The organism is Mesorhizobium sp. WSM4820 (assembly GCF_055811075.1).
Genome location: NZ_JBVVQN010000011.1, coordinates 210,009 through 222,548 on the forward strand (window position 1 = coordinate 210,009; position 12,540 = coordinate 222,548).

A 12,540-nucleotide genomic window follows, 5' to 3' on the forward strand; every position below is an offset into this window, starting at 1 on the left:
GGGGTTTTTTCCCGCGTGTGGGGCGCCGCCTCTTTTTTTTTACCCCTCTCTTGCCCCCCCCCCCCCCCCCCTCCCCCCCGCCCTCCCCGCCCCCCCCCAAATGTGGGGGGTCTCACAGAACGCAAGCCTCTAAAATCCGCCGCCAAACCCAGCCGCACCCCCCTCGGAGGTCGCGACATCGGCTTCGTCTTCCAGGACCCGTCGGCCAGCCTCGATCCGGTAATGGCAGTCGGCGAGCAGATCGCGGAAGTCGCGCACACGCATCTCGGTCTTACTTGGTCGCAATCCTATGCCAAGGCAAAAACCCTGCTCGAACGCGTCCGCCTGCCCGACCCGGACGCCGCCTTGCACTCCTATCCGCACCAGCTTTCCGGTGGCCAAAAACAGCGCGTGGCGATCGCCGCGGCGATCGCGGCCGGCCCGAAACTGCTGATCGCCGATGAGGCGACCAGCGCGCTCGACACCATCGTGCAGGCCGAGATCGTCGCGCTGATCCGGCAATTGGTGGCCGAGGACGGCATGACGCTGCTGTTCGTCAGCCACGACATCGCGCTGGCCGCCGAGCTGGCCGAGCGCATCGCCGTGTTCCGGCACGGCGAGCTGGTCGAGCTCGGCACGACGGCGCAGATCGTCGCTAGTCCGCGCCACGCCTACACAAGAGCGCTGCTTAACGCCCATCTCGGCCTCGACGCCGAACCGCTGCTGCAGCAGTCAGGAGCGTCGCGGTGAGCAGTCCATTGCTGGCTGTTTCCGGCCTGACCAAACGATATCGCCGCGGCGGCAAAACAATAGCCGCCGTCGATGATGTCTCCTTTCATATCGAGGCCGGCGAGACGCTGGCGCTGGCCGGCCCTTCCGGCAGCGGCAAGTCGACGGTCGCGCGGCTGCTGCTGCGGCTGATCGAACCGGACGCCGGCCGCATCGAGTTCGAAGGTGGCGATTTCCTGTCCCTGAACGATACTGCGTTGCGCGCCCGGCGCGCGCGCGTGCAAATGGTCTTCCAGGACCCGCTCGCCGCCTTCAATCCGCGCGCCAGCGTGGCGCGCGTGCTTGACGATCCTTTGCGCATCCATGGCATCGCAGCCCGATCAGAACGCCCGCGCCGTATCGCTGCTCTGCTGGAGCGCGTCGGCCTGAGCGCTGATCTCGCCGCTCGTGCCATCCACGAGATCTCGGGCGGCCAGCGCCAGCGCATCGCGATCGCGCGCGCCATCGCCTCAAACCCGTCGCTGATCGTCCTCGACGAGGCGGTGTCCGCGCTCGACGTATCGGTGCGCCGGCAGATCCTGCAATTGCTGCTCGATCTGCAACGCGAGCAACGGATCGCCTATTTGTTCATTTCGCATGATCTCGGCGTCATCAGCGCCATCGCCCATCGTGTCGTCATTCTCGATGCCGGCCGCGTCGCCGAAAGCGGCAAGGCCCGTGCGGTCATCGGTGCCCCGCAGTCGGCGATCGGCAAGGCGCTGGTGGCGGCAGCGCCAAGACTGAACAGGACCGGCACGCAGGGCGACGCGGCCGATCGTCAGTAACCCAGCGCGCAACCATCCTTGCGTGGATCGGACGCGCCGGTAAGCGTGCCCTTGTCCCAGTCGATCAGCACCAGTTGGCCGCCGCCATGCGGCTCGGTTGGGATGGACACGTCGTGCCCGCGTTCGCGCAGGCCGGCGATGGCCTCGGCCGGAACGCCACGCTCGGCCTCCACTGCGTTCTGGCGGTAAAACACTCTCGGCGCATCCAGCGCCTCCTGCGGGTCCATGCCGAAGTCGATCATGTTGGTGAGCAAATGGACATGGCCGAACGGCTGATAGCCGCCGCCCATCACGCCAAACGGCATGACTGCCCTGCCCTTGGCTGTCACCATGCCCGGCATGATGGTGTGCATCGGGCGTTTCCCCGGTGCGATGCGGTTTGGGTGGTCCGCGGCCAGGCGGAAGCTGCTGCCGCGATTCTGCAGGACGACGCCGGTCCTGGGGCCGACCACGCCGCTGCCGAACGAACCAAAGGTCGAGTTGATGAAGCTGACCGCATTACGGTCGCGGTCGACCACGGAGATGTAGACGGTATCGCTCGGCTGAAGCTCCAGCCGTGGCAGATGCGTCATCGCGCGCGCCGGATCGATCTCGGCGCGAAGCTGATCGGCATGGGATCTGGACAACAACTGCTGCACGGGGACATGGACCTGGTTCTGGTCGCCGATGAAATTGTCGCGGTCCTGATAGGCAAGCCGCCCCGCCTCGATCTCGAGATGAAAGCGCTCGGCGCCGTTCGGTTCCAGCGAACCGAGCGAGAAGCCCGACAGCACGTTCAGCATGATCAGTGCCGTCAGCCCCTGGTTGTTCGGCGGCATCTGATGAATGTCGTAGCCTCGGTAGGATGTGCCGACGGGCCTGACATAGTCGCCCTTCGTCGCCGAAAAATCCTCGAGCGCATGCAGCCCGCCAAGCACGCGCAGACGCGAAACCATGTCGTCGGCGACCTCGCCTTCATAGAAGCCGGCACGGCCACGGCGCGAGACGATGCGCAAGGTCTCGGCCAGTTGCGGCTGCCGGTGCAGCTCGCCGGCCAGCGGCGCCTTTCCATCCGGCAGAAAGATCCGCGCGGCATGTTCGTCGGCGGCCAGCAAGGCAGCACTTTCGGCCCAGTCGAAGGCCACGCGGTCTTGGACGACATAACCCTGTTCGGCGTAATGTATGGCCGGAGCGAGCGCGGCGTCGATGCCCTTTCTGCCGTGATCCTCGAGCAGCCGGCACCAGGCGTCGACGGCGCCCGGCACGGTGACCGCATGCGGACCGGACTCAGGCAGTTCGTCGAGCCCCTTGTCCAGATACCACTGCGCCTCAGCTGCTGCCGGTGCGCGGCCGGAGCCGTTGAAGGCCAGAACCTCGCCTTGACCGTTGGGACAATAGAGGACGAAACAGTCGCCGCCGATACCCGTCGATTGCGGCTCGACCACCGCCTGCACCGCCGCCGCGCACACGGCTGCGTCCATTGCATTGCCGCCGGACCGCAGCATCTCGATCGCCGCCAATGTCGCCAGAGGGTGCGATGTCGCGGCCATCGCTTCCGTCGCACGAACCGGCGACCGTCCGGGGAGTTGGAAATCACGCATGCAGTTCAATAGCCTCCGACCAACCAGATGTGAACTGGCAACAGCAGCCAAAGGGCTGCACCAGCGAAAGCAGCACCAACGACGGAACGATCACCATGGCAGCGCTCAACCCTCGGAAGCTGCCGATCTCAATCAGCGAATCTGAAACTGTCCGTGGTGTAATCGGGGTAGGCATCCAGACTGTCGAAAAGCTCTGCCAGGTCACGGGTATCCGCCAATATTCCGGACAAGACCAGCGCTGTCGCCACGCCGGCACCAATTCCACCGGCGACATCGTGTTCGACGCTGTCGCCGACACAGACCACGCTGCTGCGGTCCGGGTTGCCCGCCAGCGCCAGCGCGGCGTCGAAGATCGGCGTGTAGGGCTTGCCGATGCGGGTGACGCTACCGCCGAGGCTCTCGTAGAGATCCGCAAGCTGGCCGGCGCCAAAGCGAGGCCCGACTGCCGTCAGCATGATCTTGTCGGGATTGGTGCAGAAGCACGGCACCTGCCGCATCGCTGCCGGCGCAAAAAGCCGGCGATAGTGCTCGATGTCGTAGCGATCGCCCTCACTGGCGGCGATCAGCACCAGCTCGGCATCGTCGCCGCCCCCGGTCAACACGAAAGGCAGGCCTTCAATCGCCGAGCGGTCGCCTTCGCGGCTGATCAGCAGGCACTTTGTGTTTGGGCGCAGCTTTCCGGATATCGCCATTTCGTGGAAGGACCGCCACGCGATCTCGCCGGAAGAGACAAATCGATCCCAGCTTCCTGGTTCGAAGCCGAGCTTCAGCAAGCGGGCCTCGTTGGGCCGCGCCCGCCTGCCGGAATTCGAGACCAGCACGATCGTCCTGCCTGCTCGCTTCAGCGCCGACAACGCCTCCACGGCGCCCGGATAGGGGTTCGTGCCGTCGTGCAGTACGCCGAACTGATCGAGCAGGAACACCTGATAGCGCTCGACCAGCGCTCCGATGCCGTCGAGATGGTCGACTGGTTTCGTGCTCACAACAGCCCCGCTGCGATTGCGCCCATCAGCGCCAGCCGCGCCGTGCCGGCGGCCGCCTCGTCCGAAAGCGCCGGCAGAAAATCGACACCCAGCTTGCGCTGCCGGATCGCGGTCCAGGCGGCGTTTGCCGCACCGCCGCCGACACTCCTGACCGACGTCAATTTGGGGGCGCCGAGTTCGGCAAGCCGGCGATAGCCGAGCGCCTCGATCGCCGCGATGCCCTCGAACATGGCTTTCACATAGTCGGCGTCGTCGGCCGGCCGCGGCGTCAGGCGTGGCGGCAGAGCAGGATCGGCCACGGGAAAGCGTTCGCCAACCGCGGGAAGCGGATAATAGTCGAGGCCGGTCTCGGTCATGGGGTCCATTGCCGCGCTCAATTCGATGATGCGCGCAAGAGAAAAATGCTGCGCCAGCACCTTGCCGCCCGAATTCGACGCACCACCCGCCAGATAGGCATCTCCCAGCCGGTGGCTATAGATGCCGAACTGCGGCGCCGAGATCGGCCGGTCGGAGAGGATCTTGATGGTCAGCGAGGACCCCAGCGCGGTGACGCCGTCGCCAACAGCCGCAGCCCCTGTCGCCAGGAACGACGCGCAGCCATCCGTCGTGCCGGCGACCACGGCGACGTCGCGCGCCAGGCCGAACCGGTCCGCGGCGCTCGCGGTGAGCGTTCCCGTGACGACGCCCGGCTTGACGACACGAGGAAGAAATTCCATGCGCATGCCGGTCGCCGCGATCCAGTCCGGCCAGCGCCGCGCCTCGACGTCATAGCCGGTCTTCAGGGCATTGTTCTCGTCGCTGATATCGAAGCGGCCGGAGAAATTTCCCGCGATCCAGTCGGCCTGATGCAGCACCGCGGCGACGCCGGGCAGGCGCAGGAACAACAGCGCCTTGGCGAGACCGGACGTCGGCCCACGGGCTGCGCTCGCGGCCGGCGCCTCGCGCGCGATCATCGCCAGAATGGCGTCGTCGTCGACCTTGTCGTTGTACATCAACGGCTCGGCCAGCGGCCGCCCGGCGCCGTCGACCGGCAGCAGCGTGCCGGAAGTGCCGTCGACGGCGATCGACCGAACCGCCGCACGATCGATGCTCGAAAGCAGTTCCGTCAGCGCCGCGCCGACCGCTGACCACCATACGGACGGGTCGCGGGCATTCTGGCCAAATCTGTCGAGTGGAACGGCGGAACGCGCGGCAATCGAAAAGTCCGGCCGCATGGCGACGGCGCGGGCGCCTGATGTGCCGATGTCGATTCCGATCGAAAGCGGGCCGGTTGACAACGCCACCTCAGCTGCCGGCTGCATTGAGTTTCTGGCGATACTGCTCGGCGTCCCAGTTGATCAGTTCGTCGTTCTCGGCTGATGTCAGATAGTTCAGCTTCGCTTCGACGTCGACCCGCGCCGTCACGTCGGCGAGGCAGCGTTGCATGGCATTGGCGCCGGCACTGGCGTCGCCGCGCATCAGCACGCCAAGCCCGGGAAACAGGATCGCCACCGGTGCCGTGCCGCACCGTTCGGTGACACGCATCACGTCCTCACCGGCTCTCGCCACGACCGAACCCTGGCCGAGAAAGATGACGTGATCGGGATAGAGGCTGCCTCCTGACGCCATGCTGCAGCTTTCAGGATCGATCGCGACAGCATGCGCTTCGCCATCCGCCGGCAGCCTGTAACCACTGCGTCCGATGAGCGCCGTCAATGCCGCGATGTCTGGCTCCGCCACCTCGCGTGGCTGCCGCGCCAGAAGTCGTGTGATGCGACGCAGCAGCGCCTCGGCGCCGGCGACGGTCTCGGCTGCGACGACCAGGCCATGGTTGGCAAGGATCAGCACATCGACCCCAGGCCGAAGGCGCTCGGCAATGCCCTGGGCAAGCGGCAGGCCGGGCCGGCGATAGGGAACATACGCCCATTCGAGGCCATCGAGGCGCTTGGCGACTTGAGCCTCGCAGTCGGCCTGCACGGCAAGCGAAATGGTATCGACGCAGTGGACATGCAGAACGACGCGCTGCGGCATCAGCGCGTGAACCGTGGTCTCGATCGAAGGACGCAGCTTGCGGGCGTTGAGCGCCTCGATGGCGAAACCCTGTGGCTGATCGGCGGCCGGGTCGCGCTGTTCGACAGCCCTGAGCAGCGGCGGGATCGCCACCGGGACCATGATGTCCTCGGCGAGCGCGTCCTTCAACCAGGTGCCGGAAGCCTTGATCCAGAGAGTGTCGCCGGCTTTCAGCGACGTGTTGCCGCCCGCGGCCTGGGTCAAGTGCGGGTCGCGCCCGATGCTGGCCGAAAGCGACCGCAAAGCAGCCAGTTCCTGCGCATCCGCATTGATTGCCATCGAAACTCCTTCACAAACCGGCCGCCTAGGCCACGGCTTTGGATCCCGGTAGCCGGGACAGACGAGTGACGCTGGTATTGCAGATGCGAGTAAGTTACGTCAAGAGTGATCTTGTCCCACCAAATCGAGCTTGCAATCTGATCCGTGCTGAGTAACTTACACCAATTGCCGTGGCAAAATGGCATTTCGGGAGGGTATCCGTTGAGCGACTCCGGCCGCCAGCGTCAGATCGTCGAGCTGTTGCGGGATCGCCCCTTCGCCTCGGTGCGCGAGTTGCAGGAGCGCCTCGGTGTCTCGGCGGCGACTGTGCGGCGCGATATCGACAAGATCGACGAGGCCGGCGAAGCACGCAAGGTCTATGGCGGCATCTCGGCGCTCGATGGCGCTGCGCAGGCGGGCGTCGCCTATGCCCGGCCCTACGACGAGAACCGCGATCTCGCGGTCGAAGCCAAGCGGCAGATCGCCGCTCTCGCGGCGACCATGGTGCGCGATGGCGACGCCGTCATCGTGCATGGCGGTTCGACCTGCTTCCATCTCGGCGTAAAGCTCGCTGACCGCAACATCCGGCTCTATACCAACTCGATGCCGCTCATCGCCTATTTGAGCGACCACGGCCATTGCAGCCTGACCGTTGCCGGCGGCGAACTGCATCGCGAGCCTGGCATCATCCATTCGCTCACCCAGACGGTGCCTTTCTACGCATCGAAGTTCTTTCTTGGTGCGCAGGGCATCGGCCCGGAGGGCGTGCTGGAATCGCATCCGCTGCTGGTCCGCTCCATCGCCGAGCTCAGCCTGTGCGCCGACCAGATCGTGGTGCTGGCAGACAGCCGCAAACTGTCGATCCATGCGCGCAACGTCGCGCTGCCCTTGTCGCGCATCGGCACGCTGGTGACCGATGACGGCCTTTCCGATGCCGACGCACGCATGCTCGAAAACGCCGGCGTCATGGTGCGGATCGCCTCTGCCTCGGGAGCCGTCCAGTGAAGGTGGCTGTCCTCGACTTCGGCAAGACCAACTCGAAGCTGTTCGTCTTCGGTCAGGACGGGCAGATTCTAGGTGAGCGCCGGACCCAGCCGAACTGGACGCGCGAAGGCGGCTTCAGCGTGCTTGACGAAACCGCGCTTCACGATTGGGCGGCGCGCGCCGTCGGCGAAGCGGTCGACATCCATGGCATAGAGGGCTTGATGGTTTCGGGCCATGGCTGCACCTTTGCCTTGGTCGACGATGCGACGCTGACGCATCCGATACTCGACTACGAGCAGGAGCCGCCGGCCGAGATTGCCGCGCAGATCGATCGCCGCATTCCGGATTTCGCCGAGACCTTCTCGCCGCGCCTGCCGCTCGGCTTCAACTATGGTCGCCACATGCTGTGGCTGAAGACGGTGCAACCAAGCGTGTTCGCCGCCGTCAAATCGATCCTCGGTTATCCCCAGTACTGGAGCTGGCGCTTTGGCGGCCGGGCGGTCTCGGAGGTGTCCTATCTCGGCTGCCACTCGCATCTGTGGGCGCCGCGCAAGCGCGATTTCTCCACGCTGGTCGACGCCGAGGGATGGCGCCGCCAGATGCCCGCCTTCGAGCGTGCCGGCGCGGTCATCGGCGAGCAGCGCTTCGGCGAGGCGACACGGCCGATCGCCATCCACAACGGTGTCCATGACAGCAATGCCGCGCTCCATGCCTATCGCCGGCAGGCGCCTGGGCCGGTCACCGTCGTCTCGACCGGCACCTGGGTCGTCGTGCTCAATCCGCACTGCCCGCTCGACGCGCTCGATCGCGACCGCGACATGCTGGTCAATGTCGATGTCGACGGCGGCCCGGTGCCGACCATCCGCTTCATGGGCGGCCGCGAATTCGCGACGATTAGCGCCGGCTGGGAGGGCGCAATCGACCGCTCCACAGTACAGCAGGTGATCGGCGCCGGCATCATGGCGCTGCCGAGCTTCGCGCCAGGTGGGCCGATGCCTGGCCATCGCGGCGAACTGGTCGGGCGCGCACCCACCGCGGAGGAGCGCGCGGCCGTGGCGCTGCTCTACGTCGCGCTGATGGTCGATCTGTGTCTCGACCTGATCCATTCGAACAACACGGTGATCGTCGATGGCGGGCTGAACAGTGGCGGCCTGCTTGCCAGCCTGCTGGCGCAGCTGCGTCCCGGCCAGGCCTTCATGCAGGGCGCCACGTTGGAGGGCAGCGCCACCGGAGCGGCGGCTCTGGCCTTCGAGAGTGTTGGACGCGAATTTGCCCCCGAGGCGCCGGAGCCGGTACGCGCCTCGAGCTTCACCGGGCTTGCCTTCTATCGCGATAGCTGGCGCGGCCTCGCCGCCGACCGAGGCGTCGCTGATGCCGCAGCGGGAGGCGCGCGATGACCGCCGCTGCCCGGATCGAAACCGTGCGCCAGCCGGTGCTGGAGATGCGGCACATCTCCAAGACGTTCGGCCCAATTCGCGCCTTGCAGGACGTATCGTTGACCGTTCACGCCGGTGAACTGCACGCGCTGATGGGCGAAAACGGCGCCGGCAAGTCGACGCTGATGAAGGTGCTGTCCGGCGCCTATCGGCCTGATCCCGGCGGCGAGATTCTGATCGACGGCACACCGGTCGCCACCGGCGATCCGATCAAGGCACGCGCCAACGGCATTGCCGTCATCTACCAGGAGCTGTCGCTGGCGCCCAACCTGACGGTCGGGCAGAACATCTTCCTCGGCAACGAGCCGAGACGGTTCGGCATCGTCGACCGCGACCAGTGCAATCGGCGCGCCAAGGAAATCATCGCACGGCTCGGCGTCTCCTTCTCGGCGCGCGCCCTTGTCTCCAGCCTGTCGCTCGGCGAGCGCCAGATGGTCGAGATCGCCCGGGCGCTGTCGACCAGCGCGCGCATCATCGTCATGGACGAGCCGACCACCTCGCTGACCTCGCGCGAGACCGACAGGCTGTTCGAGGTGATTGCGACGCTGAAGGCGCAGGGCATCGCCATCATCTACATCAGCCACCGCATGGAGGAGGTCTACCAGCTTGCCGACCGCGTCAGCGTGCTGCGCGACAGCGGCTATGTCGGCACGCTCGAACGCGCCGATCTGAACGCCTCGCGCCTCGTCTCGATGATGGTTGGCCGTGACCTGTCCGCCTTCTACAAGAAGGATCACCGCCCGCCGGACAGCAAACGCGCGATCGCACTGTCGGTGCGCGACATGTCGGACGGCAATCTCCTGAAAGGCTGCTCCTTCGACCTGCACAAGGGCGAAGTCTTGGCGCTGGCGGGCCTGGTCGGCTCCGGCCGCACCGAACTCGCGCGGCTGATCTTCGGCGCCGACAGGCACACATCAGGCACGCTGGAACTCGACGGCAAGCCGGTAGCCATCGGCTCGCCGCGCGAGGCGCTGGATGCCGGCATTGCCTATCTTACCGAAGACCGCAAGGAACTCGGCCTGTTCCTCGACATGTCGATTTCCGACAATATCAGCATGGGCGTGCTCGCCAGGGACGCGCAGGCCGGCGGCCTGCGCGACTTCGCCACGGCCGAAAGGCGCGCCGCCAAGGCCGTTTCCGACCTCTCCATCCGCAGCAGGTCGGTGCAGGCCAATGCCGGCTCGCTGTCGGGCGGCAACCAGCAGAAGGTGCTGCTTGCCCGCCTGCTCGAAACCGAGCCGCGGGTCCTCATCCTCGACGAACCGACCCGAGGCGTCGATGTCGGGGCGAAGTCGGAAATCTACCGGCTGATCGACGATCTTGCCAAAAAGGGCATCGCCATCCTGATGATCTCCAGCGAACTGCCGGAGGTGATCGGCGTCGCCGACCGCGTGCTGGTGATGCGCGACGGCACTATCGCTGGCGAGGTGACGGCATCCGAAGGCCAGCCGCTCAGACAGGAGGCAATCATGGAACTCGCAACGGGAGCGGCCAAGGGATGACCGACAAGAGCGGCCTGGGGACGACCGACAAGAGCGGCCTGGGGATGACCGACAAGGCAGCCGGGATGAGCGCGGGTGACCACGCGGTCGGCAGGAGCCGGCGGCTGCGCACCGCCTTCGCCGCGCTTGGCATGCTGCCGGTCCTGATCCTTTTGGCGGCCGGCTTCCAGATCATGAACCCGCGCTTCCTCACCGAGACCAACCTGTTGATCGTCACCCAGCAGTCATCGATCAACATCGTGCTCGCGGCCGGCATGACCTTCGTCATCCTGACCGGCGGCATAGACCTGTCCGTCGGCTCCATTCTTGCCGCCTCGGCGATGGTGGCGGTGATGGTGTCGCTGGTGCCGGAGTGGGGCATGCTCGGCGTGCCGGCGGCCATTCTGGTCGGCCTCGGCTTCGGCGTCATCAACGGGCTGCTCGTCGCCTATATCAAGCTGCCGCCCTTCATCGTTACGCTGGGTTCGCTGACCGCCGTGCGCGGCGTCGCCCGCCTGCTCGGCCAGGACACCACGGTGTTCAACTCGGACCTGCCGTTCGACTTCATCGGCAACGGGTCGCTGTTCGGCATCCCCTGGCTGGTCATCATCGCTCTGTCGGTCGTGGTGCTGTCCTGGCTGGTGCTCAAGCGCACCGTGCTCGGCACCTGGATCTATGCCGTCGGCGGCAATGCCGAGGCCGCCCGCCTCACCGGCATCAAGGTGCCCCTGGTGCTGCTCTTCGTCTATGGCGTTTCAGGCCTTCTCGCCGGCCTTGGCGGCGCCATGTCGGCGGCCCGGCTCTATGCGGCCAACGGGCTGCAGCTTGGGCAGTCCTACGAACTCGACGCCATTGCCGCGGTCATTCTCGGCGGCACCAGCTTCGTCGGCGGCGTCGGCTCGATCTGGGGCACGCTGATCGGCGGCCTGATCATTGCGGTGCTCTCCAACGGGCTCATCCTGGCCGGTGTTTCGGACATCTGGCAGTACATCATCAAGGGATTGGTCATCATCGTGGCGGTCGCCCTCGACCGCTACAGGCTCCAGGCGGGAGCAAGAACGTGATTGACCTTCGTCGCCGGCGTCAACGACCCGGTTTCATTTAACGCACCGTGAGAGGCGCGGGGCATCAGGAGGAAAACAATGAAGACCATCGCTAAACTGCTCTGCGGCGTAGCCCTCGCGGCCGTCGCCGTCGCCGTCGCACCGGCCTCGGCCAAGGACCTGAACAAGGTCGGCATCTCGGTCGGCCTGCTCGGCAACCCGTTCTTCGTCGCCACCATCAAGGGCATCGAGGACGCCGCCAGGAAGATCAACCCGAATGTCGAGGTGACGTCGGTGTCGGCCGACTACGACCTCAACAAGCAGGTCTCGCAGGTCGACTCGTTCATCGCCGCCGGCGTCGACGTGATCATGCTCAACGCCGTCGACGCCAAGGCGATCGCGCCGGCGGTGAAGAAGGCGCAGGCGGCCGGCATCGTGGTTGCCGCATTCGACGTTTCGGCGCCGGGCGCCGACGTCACCGTGATGACCAACAACGTCAAGGCCGGCGAAGCGGCCTGCCAGTATCTGGTCGACCACACCGGCGGCAAGGGCGACTATGTCATCCTGAACGGGCCGGCATCGTCGTCGATCCTCGAGCGGGTGAACGGCTGCAAGGATGTGCTGGCAAAACACCCGGACATCAAGATCCTCTCCGACGACCAGAATGCCGAAGGCTCGCGCGACGGCGGCCTGAAGGTGTTCCAGTCGCTGCTGACCCGCTTCGACAAGATCGACGCGGTGTTCGCCATCAACGACCCGACGGCGATCGGCGCCCAGCTTGCGGCCAAGCAGCTTAACCGCTCGGAGTTCATCTTCACCGCGGTTGACGGCGCGCCCGACATCGAGAAGGAACTCTCTTCCGGCACCTCGATGATCAAGGCCTCGGCCTCGCAGGATCCTTACGTCATGGCCGGCCAATCGCTGCAGATGGCAGCTGAAGTGCTCGCCGGCAAAAAGCCGGCCGAGGCCACGGTGCTGCTCGACCCGCAGCTGATCACGGCAGAGAACCTGAAGGACTATAAGGGCTGGACCGCGGCCCGCTAGCTAAAGCCTCCCAAGGCTGGTGGGGGGGGGGGGGGGGGCCCGCCCCGCGGGGGTTGGGGGGGGGGGGGAGGGGGGAGGCAGGTTGCAGCGAGTGGGGGGGGGGGGGGCGGGCGGCCAGGGAGGAGGAAGTGGCGGGAGGGGATACACACA

10 protein-coding genes and 1 pseudogene are annotated in these 12,540 nt (G+C 66.1%); 7 read left to right on the forward strand and 4 right to left on the reverse strand.

What is annotated here, in order from left to right; all coding sequences use genetic code 11:
• Positions 1-156: 156 nt before the first annotated feature.
• Positions 157-729: pseudogene (locus AC0L2R_RS19455) on the forward strand (ATP-binding cassette domain-containing protein); the annotation flags it as partial.
• Positions 726-1,532 carry an ABC transporter ATP-binding protein gene (locus AC0L2R_RS19460; protein WP_473510889.1) on the forward strand — a complete coding sequence of 269 codons (807 nt, stop codon included), beginning with the start codon at positions 726-728 and terminating at the stop codon, positions 1,530-1,532. The pseudogene AC0L2R_RS19455 and the gene AC0L2R_RS19460, both read left to right, overlap by 4 nt.
• Here AC0L2R_RS19460 and ggt read toward each other — a convergent pair.
• The 4 genes from ggt to AC0L2R_RS19480 form a co-directional block, all read right to left on the reverse strand.
• On the reverse strand, positions 1,526-3,112 hold the full coding sequence (gene ggt / locus AC0L2R_RS19465; RefSeq protein WP_473510891.1) for a gamma-glutamyltransferase: 1,587 nt from the start codon (positions 3,110-3,112) through the stop codon (positions 1,526-1,528). The two genes, AC0L2R_RS19460 and ggt, sit on opposite strands and share 7 nt — an antisense overlap.
• A 128-nt stretch (positions 3,113-3,240) precedes the next feature.
• On the reverse strand, positions 3,241-4,095 hold the full coding sequence (locus tag AC0L2R_RS19470; protein WP_473510892.1) for a TIGR01459 family HAD-type hydrolase: 855 nt from the start codon (positions 4,093-4,095) through the stop codon (positions 3,241-3,243).
• On the reverse strand, positions 4,092-5,396 hold the full coding sequence (locus AC0L2R_RS19475) for an FGGY-family carbohydrate kinase (protein ID WP_473510894.1): 1,305 nt from the start codon (positions 5,394-5,396) through the stop codon (positions 4,092-4,094). The genes AC0L2R_RS19470 and AC0L2R_RS19475 overlap by 4 nt, the downstream gene beginning before the upstream one ends.
• Positions 5,380-6,423, reverse strand: a complete 1,044-nt coding sequence (locus AC0L2R_RS19480; protein WP_473510896.1) for a class II aldolase/adducin family protein — start codon at positions 6,421-6,423, stop codon at positions 5,380-5,382. The genes AC0L2R_RS19475 and AC0L2R_RS19480 overlap by 17 nt, the downstream gene beginning before the upstream one ends.
• 201 nt (positions 6,424-6,624) lie before the next feature.
• Between AC0L2R_RS19480 and AC0L2R_RS19485 the strand changes: the two genes are divergently transcribed.
• From AC0L2R_RS19485 to AC0L2R_RS19505, 5 genes are all read left to right on the forward strand, one after another.
• Positions 6,625-7,407 carry a DeoR/GlpR family DNA-binding transcription regulator gene (locus AC0L2R_RS19485; protein ID WP_128170895.1) on the forward strand — a complete coding sequence of 261 codons (783 nt, stop codon included), beginning with the start codon at positions 6,625-6,627 and terminating at the stop codon, positions 7,405-7,407.
• Positions 7,404-8,783 (forward strand): FGGY-family carbohydrate kinase, encoded by a 1,380-nt coding sequence (locus tag AC0L2R_RS19490; protein ID WP_473510897.1) that lies wholly within the window; start codon positions 7,404-7,406, stop codon positions 8,781-8,783. Before AC0L2R_RS19485 ends, AC0L2R_RS19490 begins: the two co-directional genes overlap by 4 nt.
• A complete protein-coding gene (locus AC0L2R_RS19495) occupies positions 8,780-10,324 on the forward strand; it encodes a sugar ABC transporter ATP-binding protein (RefSeq protein WP_473510899.1) in 1,545 nt (514 codons plus the stop codon). The genes AC0L2R_RS19490 and AC0L2R_RS19495 overlap by 4 nt, the downstream gene beginning before the upstream one ends.
• A 44-nt stretch (positions 10,325-10,368) precedes the next feature.
• Positions 10,369-11,367 carry an ABC transporter permease subunit gene (locus AC0L2R_RS19500; RefSeq protein ID WP_473510930.1) on the forward strand — a complete coding sequence of 333 codons (999 nt, stop codon included), beginning with the start codon at positions 10,369-10,371 and terminating at the stop codon, positions 11,365-11,367.
• Positions 11,368-11,445: 78 nt separating this feature from the next.
• Positions 11,446-12,390 carry an ABC transporter substrate-binding protein gene (locus AC0L2R_RS19505; protein WP_473510900.1) on the forward strand — a complete coding sequence of 315 codons (945 nt, stop codon included), beginning with the start codon at positions 11,446-11,448 and terminating at the stop codon, positions 12,388-12,390.
• The last annotated feature ends 150 nt before the right edge of the window (positions 12,391-12,540 follow it).